Origin of the sequence: Streptantibioticus ferralitis (assembly GCF_029223525.1) — a bacterium.
Taxonomy (GTDB): Bacteria; Actinomycetota; Actinomycetes; order Streptomycetales; family Streptomycetaceae; genus Streptantibioticus_A; species Streptantibioticus_A ferralitis.
In genome coordinates, this window is sequence record NZ_JARHTQ010000006.1 from 88767 (window position 1) to 110243 (window position 21477).

The window sequence follows — 21477 nt, forward strand, 5'->3', positions numbered from 1 at the left end:
CACGGTCGTCGGTGACGGACACACCGCCACGTCGTGACCTTGGTGGGACGGTGCTCAGGCGGAGATGTGCGACCTGGACCAGTCGAAGTCCACCTGGTCGGTCACACCCATCTGTTCGACCAGCTTGTGCAGGCCGGTGTAGTCGCGGACCAGCCGCTTGCGTCCCGACTCGGCCTGGCAGTCGGCCAGCATCTCGTGTCCGCCGGCGACACCGGCCAGGTCCATGATCCGGTGCCAGGTGGTGTAGTCGTTGGTGACGAAGGCGTCGAGGCCCTCCATCAGCATGTCCAGGAAGTACCGGCGCCGGGTCTGGTCCAGCTTCTCGTACACCACCTCCGCGAGGACGGCCGAGATCGAGGCGTGGCAGTACTCGTCGCGGTTGTGCAGCTTGGCCGTTGTGCTGTTGATCGACTGGATCTCGGTGTCGTCCGCGAGCAGGTCAAGGTAGGCGTTGATGGAGATCTCGGAGACCGTGGCGAACGCCAGCGTGGTCAACGACCGCTGCCAGCGTTCCCCTGCGGCGTCCCGCAGTTGCTGATGCATACGGGCCGTGTGTGACATCGGCAGGTCGGTGTCCAGCATGGCCCGGCCGCGGCGTCGACGGGTCACCGCGCTGGCGTTGAGGTGCATCAGGGTGTGGTATTGCTCGTCGACCATCGCCTGTGCCAGGGACAGGTTGAGGGCCTCACCGCTCAGGGCGGGATACTCCCCCTCCATGACCAGTGCGAAGGCGGGGTTGGCCACCTTCTGCTCGGCCATCACGGTGTGCCGGTTGTACGCGATCCACGCCCAGCTGAGCACTTCGGAGCGCTTCTCCGGGTCGAGCGCCTGGTACGTCGGGTGGTCGTGGAAAGGCAGGATGCCCTCGGGGTAGTCGGGGCGCTCCAGCTCGAACAGCTCGTCCAGGTCGGGCTCGTCCCGCTTGACCGTGGCGCGGCGGTGCCAGTTGCCCACCAGGCGCCGGATGACGGCGTGCTCTACCGGGTCGTCCGGGTCGTGGCGCGGCACACCGGGCGGAAACGTTGTTTCCGAAGAGTCCTCGGGCGAGATCTCGCTGGGGTTGTCGGTGGTCACAAGGTCACCGTTCATGGCGTTCCTTCACGGGGGAGCTGGGTGGTCGGCGGTGCTCGTGGCTCAGCGGCCGTCTGCCAGCCAGTAGCGGGTGAGATGGCGCCGTACGTCGGTGTAGGACGAGCGGGCGTGCAGCATCCGCTGGTTGTCCCAGACCAGGACGGAGTCCTCGGGTATGAGGACCGACACCTTGTGCTCGCGGAAGAACGCCTCGGCCTGATGGGCCAATTCGATGCCCGCAGCGCCCAACGGCAGCTCTTCGGGCCGTACTTCGGCGTCCAACGACGGGTCGTAGTGGCCCGCGGTGAGCAGGTTGTAGCTGAACCTGACGATCTCCCGGCCCGCTGCGGTGCGTTCCACGGCGGGACGGCGTACGCCGGAGCTGCCGGTCCCGCCGGTGTTGTGGCCCACCCAGTCGACGGTCCGCTCGTACACCAGACGGCGGTCGGCCTCGCCCAGTTGTGCCACGAACGCGCGGGCGTCGGCGAGTTCGGTGTGGCCGCTGCCGCACTTCGCCTGGACCCGGCAGTGCAGGGCGAGGTAGCGCGGCGGCGGGTTCCAGCCTGGGGCCTCGGTGTGCACCAGGATGGTGTTGGTGCTCTTGGAGTACCTGCGTCCCTCGAAGCCCGGGGCGGCCTTCACCTGGTGGCGCAGTGCTCCGTCGTACTGCGGGATGGGCTCGCCGAGTTGCCGTAGCGCCTCGGCTGCCTGGTCGTCGGTGCTGATGCCGTCAAGGAGGGTGTAGCCCTGCTCGACGAGTTCCTTGATGTGCACGTCAACGGTGGTGCTCATGGCGATACTCCGTTCTCCTCGCGCGGTTCCGGCGTCGCCGTGGCGTGGCGTGGCGTGGCGTGGACGGCCGGGCCGGAAGGGGGGTCGTGGAACGCGCCGCCCGCAGCGGGTGGCGCAGCCGGACAGGAGTTGCCGTACCGGGCCGCGGTGTCCTAGCCCCAGCCGGTGTCCCTGACCGTCACCTGGTGGGAGGCCGCTGACGGTGCCGTCGCCCCCCAGCCGGTGTCGGCGAGGGATCGGGATGAGCCGTGCCGCGCGGACAGGCCGGAGCCGGCCGGGCCGCCTGCCGTCTGTAAGCCGCCGACGACCACGGCCAGGAGGGGGAGTGCCGAGAGCCACAGCTTGGTGCTGTTCATGGATGCCCGTCTCTCCATCGGATGTGGGGTTGCGAAGTGGGGTCCGGCATCGACGGAGTCCAGCCGTCCGTATACCGGCCCGCTTGCGAGTCTGCCGCCGTCCGGGCCGTCGCTCATTGATCTTCATGGGGCAGGATGGTGAAGTGCAGCATCCTGAACAGGGGACAGAAGGGTATGGACCATCCCATAGACGAACAGCGTGAGTTGTCCGCGGCCCGCGAGGCGATGGCGGTGATCTACAAGGCCGTGCTGCTGAACGGCCCTGCGGCCGCCGAGGAGTTGTTACGACTGCCGGGAACGGCTCCCGCGGCGGCGAAGGCGGGGCTGGACCAACTGCGGGCTCTCCAGCTGCTGTACCCGCTGCCGGGCAAGCCCGACTTCCTCGGCGCCGCCAGTCCTCTGGTGGCCGAGTCACGGGTCATCGCACCACTGCAGGACGAGGTCAGCGCGCTGCAGTACCGACTGCGCCAGGCCTACGCCCAACTGGAGCCGCTGCAGGCCATCCACGACCTGGTGCGGGACGCCCGTACCGACGCCCAGGGACTGGTTCCGCTGGAGGATCCGGCGGAGATCACCTCCGCCCTGGAGGCCGCCGCCCGCTCCTGCGAACACGAGGTGCTCACCGCGCAGCCCGGCGGCCCGCGTTCGGAGAAGGTGCTGGAGTCGGCGCTGCCCCGGGACATCGCGATGCTCTCCCGTGGCGTACGGATGCGGACCATCTACCAGCACAGCGCACGGTTCAGCCTGCCCACCCAGGCATATGTGGAACGGGTGTCCGGCCTCGGCTGCCAGGTGCGGACACTCGACGAGTTCTTCCGCCGACTGCTCGTCTTCGACCGCCGAACGGCGTTCATCCCCGACGCCGACGACGACGCCAAGGCGGTCCTCATCCGCCAGCCGTCGGTGGTCGCCTTCCTGGCCGACTCCTTCCTACGGGCGTGGGACTCGGCGCTCCCGTTCACCTCCGCCTACGAGAACCGGGCGAACAAGGCGGTCTCCTCCGCCATGCAACGATCCATCGCCCGACTGATGCTCTCCGAGGACAAGGACAGCGCCATCGCCCGGCGACTGGGCATCAGCGAACGCACCTGCCGAGCACACATCGCCAAGATCATGAAACATCTGGGTGCCCGAAACCGCACACACCTGGGCTACCTACTGGCCACGGCGGAGCCGTACGTCCTGGAATCCATGACCGACGAGCCACTGTGAGGCGGGCGCGCCCGCGGGCGCTGAAGAAGGCTCCTGGCCGCGCATGAACTGACCTGACGCTTGCCGGCGACGCCGGTACGGGCTGAGAGTCCGGGCGTCGGGAAGGGCGGTGGTGGCGCGGGCCGTCGCCGCCCTCGTTTTCGACAGGTGCCGCGGCCGCTACCCGCCCTCGCCGAAAATCCACTTCAGGAGCGACTCGTTGCCCGGCGGTGACGAACCGTACGTACTCTGGAGACACCCACACACCGCCGGCACACTCCGTACGCTTCAGACGCGAAGGTTCCTTGACTCGAACTCGGCAGCCTGATGGGTTGTCAGCTAGCCCGGCGAGGAGTCGGCAGCAGGCCCGTCAGCGGGCGCCCACAGACGCGCTGGACCACCGAGATCACGAACGCAGAACAGACCACGACCTGCGAAGACGCAAGTCACGGCCGCGGTCCCCGAGCCAGGGTGGAGGCCCCCATGAAGATGCTGATCAACGTGCCGGAGACGGTGGTCGCCGACGGGTTGCGGGGGCTGGCCGCCGCGCACCCGGAGTTGACGGTGGATGTGGACAACCGCGTGGTGGTGCGGCGCGACGCGCCGGTCAACGGCAAGGTGGCGCTGGTCTCCGGCGGTGGCAGCGGGCACGAACCACTGCACTCCGGGTTCGTTGGCCGCGGGATGCTGGACGCCGCGTGCCCGGGCGAGGTCTTCACCTCGCCCGTACCCGACCAGATGGCGCGTGCCGCGGCCGCCGTGGACAGCGGGGCCGGGGTGCTGTTCGTGGTCAAGAACTACACCGGCGACGTCCTCAACTTCGACATGGCCGAGGAGCTCGCCGAGGACGAGGGCATCCAGGTCACCAAGGTCATCGTCAACGACGATGTCGCGGTCACCGACAGCCTCTACACGGCAGGCAGGCGCGGCACCGGCGGCACACTGTTCGTCGAGCGGCTGGCGGGCGCCGCCGCCGAGGAGGGCGCACCGCTCGACCGGGTCGCCGCCCTCGCCCGCCGGGTCAATGACCGCTGCCGCAGCTTCGGCGTGGCGCTGAGCGCCTGCTCCACCCCGGCCAAGGGCAGCCCCACCTTCGATCTGCCGCCCGGTGAGCTGGAGTTGGGCATCGGCATCCATGGCGAGCCGGGCCGTGAGCGCCGCGCGATGATGACCTCCGGGGAGATCGCGGATGCCGCCGTCGAGGCCGTGGTGGCCGACCTGAATCCGGACGGTCCGGTGTTCGTGCTGGTCAACGGAATGGGCGGCACCCCACTGCTTGAGCTGTACGGCTTCAACGCCGAGGTGCAGCGGGCGCTGGGTGAGCGCGGAGTGCCGGTGGTGCGCACCCTCGTCGGCAACTACGTCACCTCGCTCGACATGGCAGGCGCCTCGGTCACGCTGTGTCTGGCCGACGACGAACTGCTGCGACTGTGGGACACACCGGTGCGTACGCCCGCGCTGCGCTGGGGCTGCTGACGGACCACCGTTCACCGCCGCTGAGTCACCATCCCGAGCAGACCGCCCATCAGGAGGAACGCACCCGGAATGAACGCATCCGCATCTAGCACCCCCGATCCGGTGATCGACACCGAATTCGTCCGGCGCTGGCTCAGCCTCGCCACGTCGGCGATCGAGCACAAGTCCGGCTGGCTCACCGAACTGGACTCCGCGATCGGCGACGCCGACCACGGCATCAACATGCACCGCGGGTTCACGGCCGCGTCCGCCGCCGTCGAGAAGGAGCCCTCCGACACCCCCGGCGAGATCCTCACCCATGTGGGACGCCAGCTGATCAGCTCGGTGGGCGGCGCCGCCGGTCCGCTGTACGGCACCTTGCTGCGCCGGGCAGGCAAGGCACTGGGTGACCAACCGACCGTCAGCGCCGAGGAGTTGCGCGTGGCCCTGCGGTCCGGGATCGACGCGGTGGCGCAGCTCGGCCGCTCCGAGCGCGGTGACAAGACGATGCTGGACTCGCTGTATCCCGCGGTCGAGGCGATGGGGCTCGCCCTCGGCTCCGGCTCCGGGCTGGTGGCGGCGCTGACCGCGGCCCGTACCGCGGCCGACGAGGGCGCCGCGGCGACCGTGCCGATGCTGGCGCGCAAGGGCCGGGCGAGTTATCTGGGCGAGCGGAGCATCGGCCACCAGGACCCCGGAGCGACGTCGGCCGCGCTGCTCATCGCCGCGTTCGCGGAGGCGGCGGGAGCGGATACCGCATGACGGGTCAGCGAGTCGGTGTGGTCCTGGTGTCGCACAGCGCTGATGTCGCCACGTCGGTGGCGGAGATGGCCAGGGCTCTGGCGGCGGGTGGCGCCACAGCGGCGGTGGCCGCGGCCGGGGGCACCGAGGACGGCCGTATCGGTACCAGCGCGGAACTGATCAAGCGTGCGGTGCGCGGGGTCGACGACGGTGCGGGTGTCGTGGTCATCGCCGACCTGGGCAGCGCCGTGCTGACCGTCAAGGCGCTGCTGGAGGACAAGGAACTGCCGGACGGGACCCGGCAGGCGGACGCGCCGTTCCTGGAGGGCGCGGTGGCCGCCGTGGTCACCGCCTCGGCGGGGGGCGATGCCGCGGCGGTGGCCGCCGCGGCCGAGGAGGCGTACGCCTACCGCAAGACGTGATCGGGCTCAGTGGGCCGTCCAGCCGCCGTCCATGGTCAGGGACGAGCCGGTGATGAAGGAGGCCTGCGGGGTGCGCAGATAGGCAACCGCTTCCGCCCTCTCTTCCGGCTCGACCAGCCGCTTCACCGCGGCGTCGGCGAGGAGGACGTCGCTGATGACCTCATCCTCGGTGATGCCGTGGACCGCGGCGATCGGCTGTCTGGCGCTGCACCCGTGGCGTGCGCACATAGCCGGGGCTGACCCAGTTGGAGGTGACGCCGTGCGCGGCACCCTCCAGTGCGGTGACCTTGGAGAACCCTTCGAGGCCGTGTTTGGCCGCGACATACGCCGACTTGTACGCGGAAGCGCGCAGTCCGTGTGCGGAGGAGACGTTGACGATCCGTCCCCACCGCTGCGCGTACATGTGCGGCAGCGCGCCGCGCACCAGGCGGAACGGCGCCTCCAGCATGATGCGCAGCACGGTCGAGAAGACGTCGGGCGGGACCTCCTCGATGGGCCGCGCTCGGCTGGGTTGCGGTGGTTGGGCGACCGCCGGTCCGCGTCGCGGCGGGTACCCCCCAACGCGGACCGGCGGCCAAGCGCCACCACCGCCACCGGCGCCAAAACCCCGGCCGGGCAGGCCTACCGCAGTGGCTGTTCGAACCATGTCGGCTCGTCATCCAGCGCCATGCGGATGCGCGCCAAGCAGCCGTCGCCGAGCGGCGGCAGCTCGTCCAGCGCGAACCAGCCGACGTCGATGGACTCGTCGTCGTTGACCCTCGCCTCACCGCCCACCGCACGGCAGCGGAACGTGATCGTCATGAACTGCACCTGGTCGCCGTGCGGGTAGACGGTGGGTTCCTCGGAGTAGACGCTGATCACCCGCTCGGGCACCGCGTGCACCGCCGTCTCCTCGTACACCTCGCGCACCGCCGCCTGGGCGGGCTGCTCACCGGGTTCGGGGATGCCGCCGACGATCGTCCACTGGCCGTTGTCGGAGCGGCGCACCAGCAGGACCCGCCGCCGCTCGTCCAGGACGACGGCGGAGACTCCGGGCAGGAAGACCAACTGCTGGCCGATGCTGGTCCGTAGTTCGCGCAGGAATTCAGGTATCGCCATTCGCCGAGCATACGAGGGACAGCTGACAGAGAAGTGACGCTCAGTCGGCGGGCTCGGACCCGACGTCTCAGGCGTCGCCGAGCGCGCGGGTGGGCCGGGTCCGCAACCGGGTGCGGATCGCACGCACCGCGTCCTCCGCGTCATCGACCGTCACGGTGAACCGGCGGCCGTCGCCGAGGTCGAGCACCAGGCCCGGCCCGCGCCGCACCACCACGGCGGTGCCCATCTCGGGGCGCCAGCGGTATCCCCAGCCGCCCCAGTGGCGCGGGCTGATCCACGGCACGAGGTGGGCGGAGTCCACCTGGTCCAGCGGAATGCGGCGACGTGGCAGGCCGATGTGGCCGCACCGCACCTCAAGGCATTCGCGGTCCACCCGTACCCGCACATGCGTGAAGGCGATGGTCCCGAAGAGCACCAGCAGCCCGGCCGCGAGGCAGCCGACCACCGACATGACCAGCGGGGCGATCCCCGAGGTCCAGGGCGATTCGACGGCCAGCTCAATACCGAGCGCCACGCATCCGGCGCCCGCGGCAGCCAGCACCCACTGGGCCCGGTTGGTGGCGTGCCCGGTCCAGACCTCAGGCACGGGCTTGTTCGCGGCCCCGGCACTGCGGGAGTCGTCCATGTCTCGGAGCGTACTCGGAGTAAGCCGGGTCGGCACTCAGTGTGCGGAACCGCACTCAGTGTGTGGCGGCCGCCCCGGTCAGGTCCCGGCCCTCGGCGTAGGCGAGCGCCGCGGCGGGAAGCGCCTGCGGGCGGCCACCGTGGATGACGGTGAGGCTGCCGCTGGGCTCGGCGTCGGGCGCGGGGACAGCGCCGATCCGGCGCAGCGCCTGCGCGGCGACCGCGTCGGCCGACGCGTACATGGCGATCTCGGGGGCGCCCGGCGGCTGCGCGGCCGCGCGGATGCGGTCGGCGACCAGCTCGTAGTGGGTGCAACCGAGCACGACGGAGCGCACATCGCGGGGGGTGCGCTGGGCGGCGGCGGCGATGGCGGCGTCGATCGCGGTCTCGTCGGCGTGCTCCAGGGCGTCCGCGAGGCCCGGGCACGGCACCTCCGTGACCCGCACCCCGTCGGCGAACTCGGCGATCAGGTCGCGCTGGTAGTCACTGCCGGTGGTCGCCGGGGTCGCCCAGATCGCCAGCGGGCCGCCGGCCGCCGCGGCGGGCTTGACGGCCGGGACGGTGCCGATCACCGGAATCTCTGGCTCCAGCCGCTGCCGCAGGGTGGGCAGGGCATGCACGGAAGCGGTGTTGCAGGCCACGATCAGCGCGTCGGGCCGCTCCGCGGCGGCGGCGTTCACGCAAGCCAGCGCGAGCTGGGCGACCTCCTGTGGGGTGCGCGGCCCCCAGGGCATGCTGTCCGGGTCGGAGGAGAGTACGAGATCGGCGTCGGGGCGCAGTCGGCGCAGCGCGGCAGCCGCCGCGAGCAGACCGATACCGGAGTCCATGAGCGCGATCTTCACTGCGGCGTGCCTTCCGGTGTCGTGTTGTCGCTGCGGTCCGACCTGACCATCAGGGGCGCCCGGCCGGACACCGCCCGGGCAACTCTAATAGATCGCCTTATCGGCTCATGGCCCGCCTCGCGTGTGCGGCCCTCGCGCCCGTCCTCGCCAAAGGCGGGCGAGGCGGGCCCGGGGTGCGACAGACTGCGCCGGTGACCTTGTGGACCGTGATCGCCGTTGTCTCGCTGCTCTGCTGGCTGTGGCTGCTGCTCGCACAGGGGTTCTTCTGGCGCACCGACGTACGCCTGCCACCACGCGCCGAACCGGACACCTGGCCGACGGTGGCCGTGGTGGTGCCCGCGCGGGACGAGGCCCATGTGCTGCCGGTGGGCCTGCCCTCGCTGCTCGCGCAGGAGTATCCGGGCCGGGCGGAGGTGTTCCTGGTGGACGACGGCAGCTCGGACGGCACGGGCGCGCTGGGCCGCGCGATCGCCGACGAGCACGGCGGGCTGCCGCTGACCGTGACCTCGCCGGGCGAGCCGCCTGCGGGCTGGACCGGCAAGTTGTGGGCGGTACGGCACGGGATGGCGGTCGCGTCCGCCGCGTACCAGGCGGAGTACCTGCTGCTCACCGATGCCGACATCGCCCATGAGCCGTCCTCGCTGCGGGAGTTGGTGGCGTCGGCGGTCGGCTCGGACCTCGATCTGGTCTCGCAGATGGCGCGGCTGCGGGTGGAGACGGTCTGGGAGCGGCTGATCGTTCCGGCCTTCGTGTACTTCTTCGCACAGCTCTACCCGTTCCGGTGGATCAACCGGCCCGGCCGCACCGCCGCGGCGGCCGGGGGCTGCGTACTGATCCGGCGCGCCGCCGCGGAACGGGCGCGGATCCCGGAGGCGATCCGGCACGCGGTGATCGACGATGTGTCGCTGGCACGGACGGTCAAGCGGTCGGGCGGCCGCATCTGGCTGGGGCTCGCCGACCGGGTGGACAGTGTGCGCCCGTATCCGCGGCTGTCAGAGCTGTGGCGGATGGTGTCGCGCAGCGCGTACGCCCAACTGCGGCACAGTCCCCCGCTGCTGATGGCCACTCTTGCCGGTCTGCTGCTGGTCTACGTGGTGCCGCCGGTCGCCGCGGTCGGCGGCGCGGTGGCGGGGGACGCAGTGCTGTGCGCCACGGGCGCCGCGGGGTGGGTGGTGATGACGGGCACCTATCTGCCGATGCTGCGGTACTACCGGCAACCGCTGTGGCTCGCGCCGCTGCTGCCGTTCACGGCGCTGCTCTACGCGGCGATGACGGCCGACTCCGCGGTGCAGCACTACCGGGGGCGGGGTGCGGCGTGGAAGGGCCGTACCTACCCGCGTCCCGATCAGGAGGCCGCGGCTTTCCCCACCGCCGCTGCGCCGGGGGACGATCGGCCCGAGTGAGCTCGGCCGGTACACGGCACGTGGCCGTCCGCGGACCCTGGGTCCGGGACGGCCACGTGTTAGGGATGCCGGAGGAAACGGTTCGTCAGGCGTCTGGCCCTGTTGCTACCCAGGCCTTACTCGCCCGTGCGACGACGGCGCAGCGCCCAGGCGCCACCACCGACGGCCGCTGCGGCGAGGGCACCGCCCGCACCGGTCTCCAGCGCGTTGCCGTTGTTCACCGAGCCACCCTCACCGGCGCGGACACTGCCGCTGGGGTAGCTGCGGTTGCGGCCGCTACCGGTGGAGCCGGTGGAGCCGCTGGTCCCGCTGGTGCTGGTGGTGCCACCGCCGTTGTAGCCCCCACCGTTGAAGCCGCCACCGTTGTAGAAGCCACCCCCGGAACCGTGGTGGCGGTGGTGGTGACGACGGTGACGACGCTCGATTACCTGGATGTGGGTCCGGAAGAAGCCGTCACGCGGGCAGCGCCCGGTGATCAGGAAGTGCCTGCGGTGACGACGGTGGTGACGGTGGTGGTGGTGGCGACGGGGGCCGACCCAGCCGCCCCAGCGGTCGTCGCGGTCGGCCTCACGACGGTGGCCCCAGTGCTTGTACTCGACCTTGCCGGAGCCCACGTACAGGCGCTTGCCGTTGAAGACGCCGTCGCGGTGGAGCGTGATGTGGTCGCGACGGAACGCCTCGGAGAAGGCGCGGATGGTGCGGACGTCGTCCGCCTGGGCCCGGGGGCAGCGGACCCTGACGTGGACCCGCTCACCCGACCACGCGACCTTGGGGTGGACACGGATGTGGGCGCGCCGGTGTTCCCGGCGTTGGTCGACGCCGTCCTGCGCGGACGCCGCCGGAACGGTGAGGCTGATGACAGAGGCCGCACCCACGAGGGCTGCGGTTGCCAGGCGCATAGTGCGCATATGCGATCTCCGATTCCCGGGCGCAGCCGCAGACCCATACCGTCTACGTAGTCACATAACTACGCCCCGTCACATCTGACGATATGTAGGGTCCTGACGCCCCGCCACTTAAGATCGGCATAAGGGTGAAGAAGATCGCATCTAATGCCCCATTTCCTGACATTTCACCTGGTCAGAGGCATCCTAAAGGGCCATCAGAAATTTTTCTGACGGCACACCAGATGGACTAGTACTTACGCCCCGGTGTCCAGTTCATGCCCCATCCGTAGGCCTGGTCGACGGTGCGCTGCGGGCTCACACCCGGCCGCGGGACGAGGTAGCGGGCCTCCCGCCGCACCACCAGTTCCCCGCCTTCGTTGCTGATCAGGGCCAGTGCGCAGACGGTGGACGGCACCGTGCACTCGTCCAGGAAGAACTCGACCGGCGCGCCGTTCTGCGGCCGCAGCGTGGTCATGGCGTGCAGCCCAGCGAAGCTCCGGGCGCCCTCGTAGATGGTGACGAAGACGAGGATGCGTCGGAAGAAGCGTCCGTGGTCGAGGTTGATGGTGAGGTTCTCACCGCTGTCGACCGCGCCGGTGCGGTCGTCGCCGTCCAGGTGGATGTACGGAGGCCGGTCCACCGCCCCGAAGGCGTTGCCCAGCGCCTGCACAACACCCTTGGTTCCGTCGGTGAGTTCGTACAGCGCGCACAGGTCGAGGTCGATCGCGGAGGAGTGCGAACCCGTGATCCCCGCCTTGCGCAGCCAGCCCTTGCCCTGCTGGCGCATCTGCCAGTTGAGATTGACCCGCATGGCCCCCGACGTGCCACCCTGCTTCGTCAACGAGACCGAGGGCGCGTCCTTCGTCAGGGTGACTTTCGTCAGCCGCACGGTGGGCGCGGGTGGCGTCAAGGGCGGCGCGGGGGCGAGCGGCCGCGCGGCGGGCACGGGAGGCTCGGGAGGAGCCGGATACGCGGGCGCCAGCAGCGCGTCCGCCGCGATCCCGAAGTCCGCCGCCAGTCCGGCGAGCCCGGTGCCGTACCCCTGGCCGACGGCCCGGAACCGCCACTGTCCGGAGCGCCGGTACAACTCCCCCAGCACCAGCGTGGACTCCACGGTGGCACCCGCGCTCTCGAAGTGCGCGATCTCCCCGCCGTCCACCGCGTCCGTCACGCGGATGTTCAGCCCCGGCACCTGGCCGAACGTTCCGCCTTCGACACAGGCGGCCAGCACGATGGCCTCGACGGCCGGTTCGACGCCCGCCAGGTCCACCAGCAGGCTGTCCACCAACTGCCCGCCGACCTGGCGCCCGCCCTCATGGCGCACCGCCCCGGACGGGTGCCGCGGCCGGTCGAACGAGACGACATCCGCCGCCGAACCCGCCCCTGCGCCGGTAAGCAGCAGCGCGCAGGCACTGGCCCGCGGTGCTCCGGGGCTCGCCAGCCGACCCAGCTCCACCCGCACCACGTGCGCGGGCACGGGCACATTGGCCCCCTTGACCATCGACATGGACTCCCCCTTCGTACAGCCCGGGACACCCCCGGCAACTCCCCTTAAAGGCTGGCTTTTACACGATCAAAACACCGCCCGGCGACCGATTTTCACGGATTCGCTCGCATTGGGGATCAACGTTCACTCACAACGCCTCAAACAACCCTCTTACCGGACTCCCCTTCCAGCACATCGTGGGCTTAACTTATGGAGCATGACCACCCCCCGCGGCACCTACGGCGGCGGCTACTACGCCTCGTCGTCCTTCCCGGACACCCCCATCTACGACAGCCTGGTCGCAGAGCGGGGCACCCCGCAGATCGCTCCCATCCGGGTCCCTTCGCCGTATGACACCGGCAGCAGCCATCTGCCCGCGCTCCCGGCACTCCCGGCCCTTCCCTCGGGGCCGTCCTCCTATACGCCCCAGCAGGGCACGTACACCGGCTACCTGCCGAACACGCAGCCCGCTGCCTACCAACCCCAGCCGGCGCCCGCGCCGTACATCCCGCAGCAGGCCACCGCCCCGCGCGGCTACCCCGGCGGGTATCCGGCACAGGGCCCCGGCCCGCAGCAGGGCGTCGGCCCGAACGGGTACGAGGCGGTACGGCCCGTCGTACCGCGCCCGGTGCCCCCGCGCCAGGTCCCCGGCGGCTTCGGGGACGACCAGTACCAGTACCGCCGTCCGTACAACGGCCAGGGGTACTGAGCACGGCCGGGCACCGGCGCTCGGACCGCGTCCGTACTGTCAGGGGCTGCTGGCACCATGGCCGTATGAGGACTCCACGCCTGAGCGCGCTCCACATCTATCCCGTCAAGTCCGTCCGCGGGCTGAACCCCGGCGAGGCGGCCGTCGAGCCGTGGGGGCTCGCCGGGGACCGCCGGTGGCTGGTGGTGGACGGCACGGGCCGGTTCCTCACCCAGCGGCAGTCGTCGCGCCTGGCGCTGATCCACGCCGAAACACTGCAGGACGGCGGGATACGGGTGAGCGCACCCGGCATGCCGCCGCTGTCGGTCGCCGTACCCGAACCGGTCGGCACCACCACGGTGCAGATCTGGCGCGACAAGGTGGAGGCGGTGCCTGCCGGGCGAGAGGCGGGCGCATGGTTCAGCGCGTTCCTGGACGACGAGGCGGCGCTGGTGCACCTCGACGATCCGGCGCGCCGCCGCCCGATCGATCCCGAGTACGCGCTGCCCGGTGAGACGGTGAGCTTCGCGGACGGCTATCCGCTGCTGCTTACTTCCACCGCGTCCCTGGACGCCCTCAACACCCTCATAGCCGAGGGCGGGTACCCCGAGGAGGGGCCGCTGCCGATGAACCGGTTCCGGCCGAACGCCGTCGTGACCGGGACCGAGGCCTGGGCGGAGGACGGCTGGCGCCGGGTCCGGATCGGCGAGGTCTCCTTCCGCGTCGTCAAGCCGTGCTCCCGCTGCATCATCACCACCACCGACCAGCAGACCACGGAGCGGGGCCGGGAACCGCTGCGCACGCTGGCCAAACACCGCCGGTTCGGCGACAAGTTGGTCTTCGGACAGAACCTCATTCCGGAGAACCGCGGAACCGTTCGGGTCGATGACCCGTTCTCGGTGCTGGAGTAGCGCGTCAAGGCGGCGCTGTGGCCACGCCCCTTAGTGGGGTGTTTCGGCTGACTTCCGGCCCGCCCCGCGCGTACGCCGTGCCGTGTGCGGTACTTGGACGTGCGAAGGGGGTGTGGTGCGATGCGACCGATTCCGGGATTGTGGCGTTGGCGGCGCAACCAGCTGCGGCGCCGCAGCGATGTGATCGAGGCGTGGGCGAGCCTCGTCACCGTGGGTCTGGTGGTGATCGGGGCGCCCGTGGCCGGGTTGGCGGCGGGCAAGAGCGTCGGCTCGGACCTTCAGCGGACCATGCAGCGGCAGCGGGCCGAACGGCACCGGACGACCGCGCGTGTGATCAACATCGACCGGCACCCCGCTCCGGTGGCCGACTCCGAGGCCGCGCACGGCCAGGACGGCACCCGCGTCGCGCTGGTGCGCTGGCGGACCCCGGACGGATCGTCGCGCACCGGAGTGGTGAGGATCGAGGCACGGCATGCGGTGGGCGATCCGCTGGCGGTGTGGACCGACCGGCGCGGTCGGCTCACCGAGCGGCCGCTGGACGCGTCGACGGCGACCACCAACGCGGTGGCCGCGGGCTTCGGCGTGGGCGGCGCGGCGGCGGCACTCGCCTGCGGGGCCCGGCAGTTGCTGGGCTGGCGGATCATGCGCCGGCGGCTGGCGGACTGGGCACGTGAGTGGGCCCGGGTGAGCGAGGACTGGGGACGGGCGGGTGCGGGCGGCTGACCCGGCGGCGAACGTCGGCATCATCACACCTGTCGCGACAGCGGCGGCGGCCGATCGGGCAGGGGTGATTGTCCGCCCGAACTCCCCCAACTGTGCTTATTCCCAAGCCTCTCACGTGCGTTGGTCCGCTTGGCGCACGCTACGGTGGAGCACCGGTCGCAGGGACGGGTCCCAAGGCAAGAGGTGGGGGGCAGAACAGCACCATGGCACAGGGCGTGGCTCAGGTGACGCACACCAGCACGTCGCGGTGGCGGCGCCGCACCGGCGAGTACGAAACCCTCGCCGCGGCCCTGGAGGCGGCGGGCGACGGCGATGTCGTCGCGATCACTCCGGGCACCTACCGGGAGAACCTGGTCGTCCAGCGGGCGGTGACGCTGCGCGGCGCCGAGGGCCCCGGCTCGGTGCGGATCGCTCCACCCGGTGGTGTCGCGCTGACCGTTCGTGCTTCCGCCACCGTGCAGGACCTGCACATCGAGGGCCAGGACACCTCCGCCCCCGCGCTGCTCGTCGAGGGGTCTGCCCCCGAACTGCAGAGCCTGCGGGTGATCACCCGCTCCGCGGTCGGGATAGAGGTGCGCGACAGCGCGCGCCCGACCGTACGCCGCTGCACGGTCGACAACCCGGCCGGGCTCGGAGTGAGCGTGCTCGACGGCTCCGGCGGGGTGTTCGAGGAGTGCGAGGTCATAGCGGCGGGGCAGTCGGGGTTCGCGGTACGCGGCGGTGCCGCACCGCGCCTGGAGCGGTGCCGCATCCACCACGCGACCGGCGCGGGCCTGACCGTGACCGGTGACGGCACCAGCGCGGAGGCCGTCGGCTGCGAGGTCTACGAGATCAAGGGCACCGGAGTCCAGGTCGCCTCGCGCGCCACCGGGCACCTCACCGACTGCCAGGTGCACCGCACCACCGGCGACGGGGTGACCCTGGACACCGACGCGGTACTGACCATGTCCGACTGCGACGTCCACGACGTGCCGGAGAACGCGATCGACCTGCGCTCCCGTTCGGTCCTCACGCTGACCCGTTCCACCGTGCGGCAGTTCGGCCGCAACGGCCTGTCGGTCTGGGACCCGGGCACCCGGGCCGACGCCAACCGGTGCGAGATCCACGACAGCACCGGCGACTATCCGGCCGTCTGGATCAGCGACGGAGCCGCTGCCGTCTTCGAGTCCTGCCGGGTGCGCGAGGTACCGGACGCGCTGTTCGTCCTGGACCGCGGTTCACGCGCCGATGTTGTCGACAGTGACATCTCACAGGTCCGCAACACCGCGGTGTCGGTGAGCGACGGCGCGACGGTCCAGCTCGACGACTGCCGGATCCGCGATGCCGCCACCGGCGCCTGGTTCCGTGACCACGGCAGCGGGGGCACACTCGCCGCGTGCACCATCGACGCGACCGCGACCGGTGTCATCGTCACCAAGGGCGCCGATCCCGCCATCGAGCGGTGCACGGTGGAGAACCCCACCGAGTCCGGGTTCTACGTCTCGGCGGGCGGCCGCGGCACCTTCACCGGCTGCACCGTCACCGGCAGCCGGGGCTACGGGTTCCACATCATCGACGGCTGCCGGTCCACCGTGAGCCGGTGCCGCACCGAGCGCTGCGCCCGAGGCGGGTACGAGTTCTCCGAGGCGGGCCCCATCGTCGAGGGATGCACCAGCGACGAGAGCGCGGAGCGCCGCGCGGCCCCGGACGCCGCCGCGGGCAACGCCGACGGCCTCCCCCCGCACCCCGCCACACCCCCGACCACCGCGCGTGCCACGACCGTACGCAGCTACGGCCTGCTCGGCGGCGTGCCCGAACCGCGTGCGGCGGAACCAGCCACAACGCCGCCGCCCGTGCAGCCGACGACCAGCCGCTCCTCGGACGACGTCCTCGGTGAACTCGACGCGCTGGTCGGCCTGGAGAACGTCAAACGGGAGGTGCGGGCGCTCATCGACCTGATCGCGGTCGGCCGCCGCCGCCAGGAGGCCGGGCTCAAGGCCCCCTCGCTCCGCCGCCATCTGGTCTTCACCGGCTCCCCCGGCACCGGCAAGACCACGGTCGCCCGGTTGTACGGAGAGATCCTCGCCGCGCTCGGGGTGCTGGACACCGGTCATCTCGTGGAGGTCTCCCGGGTCGATCTGGTCGGCGAGCACATCGGGTCGACCGCCATCCGCACCCAGGAGGCATTCGAGCGGGCGCGCGGCGGTGTGCTGTTCATCGACGAGGCGTACGCCCTCGCGCCGGAGGACTCCGGACGCGACTTCGGCCGCGAGGCGATCGACACCCTGGTGAAGCTGATGGAGGACCACCGTGACGCGGTGGTGGTGATCGTCGCGGGGTACACCGCGGAGATGGAGCGATTCATGGCCTCCAACCCCGGCGTGGCGTCGCGCTTCTCGCGCACCATCGCCTTCGGTGACTACACCCCCGAGGAACTGCTGCAAATCGTCGGATCGCAGGCGGACGAGCACGAGTACCGGCTCGGCGGGGGTACCGACGAGGCACTGCTGAAGTACTTCACCGCACTGCCCAAGGGGCCGACGTTCGGCAACGGCCGCACCGCCCGGCTGACCTTCGAGGCGATGGTCGAGCGGCACGCCGGACGTGTGGCGCAGCTCGCCGCCCCGACCCATGACGACCTGCAGCTCCTCTACGCGGAAGATCTCCCGGAACTGCCCTGAGCCCGGTACCGGCCACGTGCGAAGATGGCCCTGGCAGGGCGGCGGAACAGCAGGTCAAGGAAAGGGACGGGGGAACAGGTGGGCGACAATCAGAACCTCCTGGCCGAGCAGCGGCGCGCCCTGATCCTCGACGAGGTCAGGCGGCGCGGCGGCGTCCGGGTCAATGAGCTGACCCGGAAACTCAACGTCTCGGACATGACCGTGCGCCGTGATCTCGACGCGCTGGCCCACCAGGGCGTGGTGGAGAAGGTGCACGGAGGCGCGGTCCCGGTCGCCGAGGCGAGCACCCATGAACCGGGTTTCGAGGCGAAGTCCAGCCTGGAGCAGGGTGCCAAAGAGGCCATCGCCCGAGCGGCGGCCGCCATGGTGGTGCCGGGCAGCGCGATCGCCCTGTCCGGCGGCACGACCACGTACGCGCTGGCGCACCATCTGCTGGACGTGCCGGATCTGACCGTGGTGACGAATTCGGTGCGGGTGGCGGATGTCTTCCACGCCGGTCAGCGCCGCGGCGGGGTGAGCGCCCAGTCCGCCGCGCGGGCCGGTGCCGCGACGGTGGTCCTGACCGGCGGGGTCCGCACACCGTCGGACTCGCTGGTGGGGCCGGTCGCGGACCGGGCGATCCGCTCGCTCCACTTCGACGTGCTGTTCCTGGGTGTGCACGGTTTGTCGGTGGAGGCGGGCCTGTCCACGCCCAATCTGGCGGAGGCCGAGACCAACCGGCAGTTCGTACGCTCGGCGCGCCGGGTCGTGGTGATCGCGGACCACACCAAGTGGGGCACGGTGGGACTGAGTTCGTTCGCCACCTTGGAGGAGGTCGACACCCTGGTGACGGACGCCGGTATACCGCAGGTGCTGCGCGCGGAGATCTCCGAGCATCTGGCGGACCTGGTGGTCGCGGGCGAACCGGACGCACCGGGTCCGGCACCGGACGAGCCCGCAGACATGTAATTGTGCGTCAGGTATCGTACGGCGCCAACGCCCGCTTCCCTCCCGGAGGTACCGCATGGCGCGCCGACTCCGCCCCGTCGGGCTCGACTTCATCACCTCGGCTCAGGTGCGACAGGTCTTCGCAGCCGGTATCGCCGCCGAACCCCCGGCGGTTTACCAGGCGTTGGCGGCCGACACCGAGGGCTGGACGGCCTGGTACCGGGCGGTGGTCTCCGCCCGGCCCACCGACGGCGGGCGCGAGATCGGGCTGATGGGCGGCGTCCGCTTCACCGAGACCGTGCTGGCGGCGGAACAGGACGAGCGGTACGTGTACCGCGTCGACGAGACGAATGTGCCTGGCGTCGACGCCCTGGCCGAGGAGTGGCGGATCACACCGCTGTCCTCCGGCGGCACCCGCGTCCAGTGGACCTTCGCCGCAGACGCACCCGCGTCGGTACGCGTCCTGCTGCGGTACGCGCGCCCCGGACTCGGCCATGCCTTCCGGGACGCCGTGCACACCCTCGACCGGAGGCTGACCACCATGCGCAGCACGGCCTGAACCCCTTCGCGGGCCTGCCGCCCTACCGGTATTCGGCGAGACGTGGCCGTACTCCCGCCAGCACCAGCACCGCCGCGCCGACCAGCGTCCCGACCGGGATCGCGGGCCAGCCGTCCAGTGCACGGCCCGCGGCGGCCATCCGTGCCTCGAAGTCGGCGCGCCGGGTCTGCTCCAGCGCGTCAAGGCGGGTCGCGAAGTCCCAGTAGTCGAAGGCGACATGATCGCGTCCCACCTCGGTGAGGACCACCGCCGCGTCATCGAGCCGCCCGGCGGCGAGGAGTCCGCGCAGGGTCTGGTCATCGGCGCGGAAGGCCGCCAGCGGCTTCAACACCGCCGCGTACTGTGGCAGTTCGGCCGCGCTGGTGCCGGGACCCGCGGTGAGCAGCCCGTCGAGGCGCCCCATCTGGGTGTTGTAGTCGTCGCGGTAGGCAGCGGCTGCACCGGGGGCCTGGACGAACCAGCGGCTCTGCGCGGCGGCCGCGTCAGCGGCGGTCGTACGGGCCTCGGCCAGCCTCGACCACGGTCCAAGCCCCTCGGCGCCCGCGCGGTCGACCTCGCCCGCGCCCGCCAGCAGACCGGCCGTCCCGACCACCATGACGGCCAGCACGGTCAGTGTGGCCACGGCGAGTGCCGGATTGACGCGTCGCCGGTACCGCAGGGCGAGATCGCGCTGCCACCACACCAGCACGCCCAGCGCAAGGACACCGAGGGCGCCCAGCACGACGGCGTCACGCCGCTCCCCGTCGCGGACCGAGCCGCGCAGATCGGCCGCCTGCCGTTGGTAGGTCTGGTTCAACGCATCCACTGCGGGGAGCAGTTGGTCGTGCATCACCGCGCCCGCCTGCGCGGAGAGGTTGACCGCCGAGGTCGGCGGATGACCCGCCGCCCGGTCGGCGTCCTGGTCGTCGGCGTACTCCGCCTGTCCGCTCAGCTCGTCGTACCGGCCCAGCGCGTCGAACACCTCCCGCACCCGTGCGCCCTGCGCGGGGTCGCCGCCGAGCTGCCGCACCAGCCCGCTGATCTCGGTGCGCCGCTGGTTGGCGGTGATCAGCGCCAACAGCCGGTTGCCGACCGGTACTTCGGGCTGGTCCACGGCGTGGCCCGGAATGAGTTCGTCGGCGCGCTCGGCGTCCAGGTCGGCCAGGGCGAAGTGGAGTTCCGCGGCGACGGCGGCCCGGCCCTCCACCGCTTCGCGCAGCGCGGCGGTACCGGTGCGCGCCGTGGAGAAGCCGAGCACGGCGGCGGCGCACAGGGCGCCGATGGCGAGCAGCGCTGCCACGGCCTGGACGATCAGTCGCACCGGCCCGGTCAGCCGGGACGCGCGTCGTCGGCCATAGTTCATGCCGGGACGGTAGGAGCGCTTTCCGTACGGAGGGTGACGTTCCTGGGAGTTCCAGGTGACTCACCCGTCACGAAAGCGCTCCGAACCAGCGGGGGTTCAGCTCGGCCAGGCGCCGGTGGCCAGGAAGGTGTCGATCGCCGCCGCGTACGGGGTGATGTCGAGGCTTTCGTTCGCCAGCCATTCGTCCGAGTAGTACTTGTCGAGGTAGCGGTCACCAGGATCGCACAGCAGCGTGACCACGCTTCCGGTGCGCCCCTCGGCCAGCATCTCGGCGACGATCCGCAGCGCGCCCCACAGTCCGGTACCGGTCGAACCGCCCGCCTTCCGGCCGATCGCCCGCTCCAGTGCCCGTACCGCCGCGATGGAGGCGGCGTCGGGCACCTTCATCATCCGGTCGATCGCGCCCGGTACGAAGCTCGGCTCCATCCGGGGACGGCCGATGCCCTCGATCCGGGAGCCGCGTTCACACGAGACGTCCGGGTCGCCGCTCAACCAGCCGTCGAAGAAGCAGGAGTTCTCCGGATCGGCGACGCACACTCTGGTGTCGTACTGCATGTAGTGGACATAGCGGGCGATGGTCGCCGAGGTGCCACCGGTGCCCGCGGTGGCCACGATCCAGACGGGTTCCGGATAGCGCTCCTTGCGCAGTTGCTGGTACATCGATTCGGCGATGTTGTTGTTGCCGCGCCAGTCGGTGGCGCGCTCGGCGTAGGTGAACTGGTCCATGTAGTGGCCGCCGGTCTCCTTCGCGAGCCGCGCGGAGACCTCGTACATCGTGCGCGGGTCGTCCACCAGATGGCACCGGCCGCCATGGAACTCGATGAGCCGTTGCTTCTCACGGCTGGTGCTACGCGGCATCACCGCGATGAACGGCACACCGGTCAGCTTGGCGAAGTACGCCTCGGACACCGCGGTGGATCCGCTGGACGCCTCGATGACCGGGCGGCCGGGCCGGATCCAGCCGTTGCAGAGCCCGTACAGGAAGAGCGATCGCGCCAACCGGTGCTTCAGGCTGCCGGTGGGATGGGTGGACTCGTCCTTCAAGTACAGGTCGATTCCCCAGTGTTCAGGGAGCGGGAAGCGCAGCAGATGAGTGTCGGCGCTGCGGTTGGCGTCGGCTTGGACTTGGCGGACGGCTTCTTTGAGCCAGATGCGGTATTGCTGATCGGAGCGGTCCACGTCCATCGTGGGAAGGGGCTGGTGGCTGCCGCTGGCACCACCGCTGTCGGCGTGTTCGACGGTGTCCACTGGCGTCCGCCTCCCGCTGATAGCCGTCCCCGGCCGCACTGCCGGGCACTT

At 71.0% G+C, this 21477-nt stretch carries 21 protein-coding genes and 1 pseudogene; 11 read left to right on the plus strand and 11 right to left on the minus strand.

Annotated elements, in window-relative coordinates; genetic code table 11:
- Nucleotides 1-54 precede the first annotated feature (54 nt).
- From P2L57_RS11330 to P2L57_RS11340, 3 genes are all read right to left on the minus strand, one after another.
- Nucleotides 55-1089 carry an AurF N-oxygenase family protein gene (locus P2L57_RS11330; protein ID WP_275812191.1) on the minus strand — a complete coding sequence of 345 codons (1035 nt, stop codon included), beginning with the start codon at nt 1087-1089 and terminating at the stop codon, nt 55-57.
- Nucleotides 1090-1134: 45 nt separating this feature from the next.
- Nucleotides 1135-1863, minus strand: a complete 729-nt coding sequence (locus P2L57_RS11335) for a TauD/TfdA family dioxygenase (RefSeq protein WP_275812194.1) — start codon at nt 1861-1863, stop codon at nt 1135-1137.
- A gap of 152 nt (nt 1864-2015) precedes the next feature.
- On the minus strand, nt 2016-2219 hold the full coding sequence (locus P2L57_RS11340; RefSeq protein WP_275812197.1) for a hypothetical protein: 204 nt from the start codon (nt 2217-2219) through the stop codon (nt 2016-2018).
- 174 nt (nt 2220-2393) lie between these two features.
- On the opposite strand from P2L57_RS11340, the gene P2L57_RS11345 reads away from it, so the two are divergent.
- The 4 genes from P2L57_RS11345 to P2L57_RS11360 all read left to right on the plus strand — a co-directional run bounded on the left by P2L57_RS11345 (nt 2394) and on the right by P2L57_RS11360 (nt 6028).
- Nucleotides 2394-3431 (plus strand): helix-turn-helix transcriptional regulator, encoded by a 1038-nt coding sequence (locus P2L57_RS11345; protein WP_275812200.1) that lies wholly within the window; start codon nt 2394-2396, stop codon nt 3429-3431.
- Nucleotides 3432-3893: 462 nt separating this feature from the next.
- Entirely contained in the window at nt 3894-4886 is a 993-nt protein-coding gene (gene dhaK, locus P2L57_RS11350; RefSeq protein WP_275812203.1) for a dihydroxyacetone kinase subunit DhaK, read from the plus strand.
- Between the two features lie 69 nt (nt 4887-4955).
- Entirely contained in the window at nt 4956-5627 is a 672-nt protein-coding gene (gene dhaL / locus P2L57_RS11355) for a dihydroxyacetone kinase subunit DhaL (protein ID WP_275812206.1), read from the plus strand.
- A complete protein-coding gene (locus tag P2L57_RS11360) occupies nt 5624-6028 on the plus strand; it encodes a PTS-dependent dihydroxyacetone kinase phosphotransferase subunit DhaM (protein WP_275812208.1) in 405 nt (134 codons plus the stop codon). The genes dhaL and P2L57_RS11360 overlap by 4 nt, the downstream gene beginning before the upstream one ends.
- A gap of 6 nt (nt 6029-6034) precedes the next feature.
- Here the strand turns inward: P2L57_RS11360 and P2L57_RS11365 are convergent.
- The 4 genes and pseudogenes from P2L57_RS11365 to P2L57_RS11380 all read right to left on the minus strand — a co-directional run.
- A pseudogene (locus P2L57_RS11365) lies at nt 6035-6527 on the minus strand (SDR family oxidoreductase); the annotation flags it as partial.
- 122 nt (nt 6528-6649) lie between these two features.
- Complete coding sequence (locus tag P2L57_RS11370; protein WP_275812211.1) at nt 6650-7126, minus strand: NUDIX hydrolase; 477 nt, start codon at nt 7124-7126, stop codon at nt 6650-6652.
- A 67-nt stretch (nt 7127-7193) separates the two neighbouring features.
- The gene (locus P2L57_RS11375; RefSeq protein WP_275812214.1) at nt 7194-7751 is read right to left on the minus strand and encodes a hypothetical protein; all 558 of its coding nucleotides are present in this window, start codon (nt 7749-7751) and stop codon (nt 7194-7196) included.
- Between the two features lie 55 nt (nt 7752-7806).
- On the minus strand, nt 7807-8592 hold the full coding sequence (locus P2L57_RS11380; RefSeq protein ID WP_275812217.1) for a glutamate racemase: 786 nt from the start codon (nt 8590-8592) through the stop codon (nt 7807-7809).
- A 191-nt stretch (nt 8593-8783) separates the two neighbouring features.
- Between P2L57_RS11380 and P2L57_RS11385 the strand changes: the two genes are divergently transcribed.
- A complete protein-coding gene (locus tag P2L57_RS11385; RefSeq protein ID WP_275812219.1) occupies nt 8784-9995 on the plus strand; it encodes a glycosyltransferase in 1212 nt (403 codons plus the stop codon).
- Nucleotides 9996-10111: 116 nt separating this feature from the next.
- Here P2L57_RS11385 and P2L57_RS11390 read toward each other — a convergent pair whose 3' ends face one another.
- Entirely contained in the window at nt 10112-10903 is a 792-nt protein-coding gene (locus P2L57_RS11390; RefSeq protein ID WP_275812223.1) for a hypothetical protein, read from the minus strand.
- A 226-nt stretch (nt 10904-11129) separates the two neighbouring features.
- A complete protein-coding gene (locus P2L57_RS11395) occupies nt 11130-12389 on the minus strand; it encodes a TerD family protein (protein ID WP_275812226.1) in 1260 nt (419 codons plus the stop codon).
- A 196-nt stretch (nt 12390-12585) separates the two neighbouring features.
- On the opposite strand from P2L57_RS11395, the gene P2L57_RS11400 reads away from it, so the two are divergent.
- From P2L57_RS11400 to P2L57_RS11425, 6 genes are all read left to right on the plus strand, one after another.
- On the plus strand, nt 12586-13077 hold the full coding sequence (locus tag P2L57_RS11400; protein WP_275812229.1) for a DUF6643 family protein: 492 nt from the start codon (nt 12586-12588) through the stop codon (nt 13075-13077).
- Between the two features lie 65 nt (nt 13078-13142).
- Entirely contained in the window at nt 13143-13967 is an 825-nt protein-coding gene (locus P2L57_RS11405; protein ID WP_275812232.1) for an MOSC domain-containing protein, read from the plus strand.
- A 120-nt stretch (nt 13968-14087) separates the two neighbouring features.
- Entirely contained in the window at nt 14088-14690 is a 603-nt protein-coding gene (locus P2L57_RS11410) for an Rv1733c family protein (protein WP_275812235.1), read from the plus strand.
- A 203-nt stretch (nt 14691-14893) separates the two neighbouring features.
- Entirely contained in the window at nt 14894-17350 is a 2457-nt protein-coding gene (locus P2L57_RS11415) for a right-handed parallel beta-helix repeat-containing protein (RefSeq protein WP_275812238.1), read from the plus strand.
- Nucleotides 17351-17428: 78 nt separating this feature from the next.
- Complete coding sequence (locus P2L57_RS11420; RefSeq protein ID WP_275812241.1) at nt 17429-18298, plus strand: DeoR/GlpR family DNA-binding transcription regulator; 870 nt, start codon at nt 17429-17431, stop codon at nt 18296-18298.
- 55 nt (nt 18299-18353) lie between these two features.
- Nucleotides 18354-18836 (plus strand): SRPBCC family protein, encoded by a 483-nt coding sequence (locus P2L57_RS11425; RefSeq protein WP_275812243.1) that lies wholly within the window; start codon nt 18354-18356, stop codon nt 18834-18836.
- 22 nt (nt 18837-18858) lie between these two features.
- On the opposite strand, the gene P2L57_RS11430 is transcribed toward P2L57_RS11425, so the two are convergent.
- Together P2L57_RS11430 and cds1 are read right to left on the minus strand one after the other, a co-directional pair.
- Entirely contained in the window at nt 18859-20178 is a 1320-nt protein-coding gene (locus P2L57_RS11430; protein ID WP_275812246.1) for a GlnX family signal transduction membrane protein, read from the minus strand.
- Between the two features lie 96 nt (nt 20179-20274).
- The gene (cds1, locus tag P2L57_RS11435) at nt 20275-21363 is read right to left on the minus strand and encodes an L-cysteine desulfhydrase Cds1 (protein ID WP_275812907.1); all 1089 of its coding nucleotides are present in this window, start codon (nt 21361-21363) and stop codon (nt 20275-20277) included.
- Nucleotides 21364-21477 lie beyond the last annotated feature (114 nt).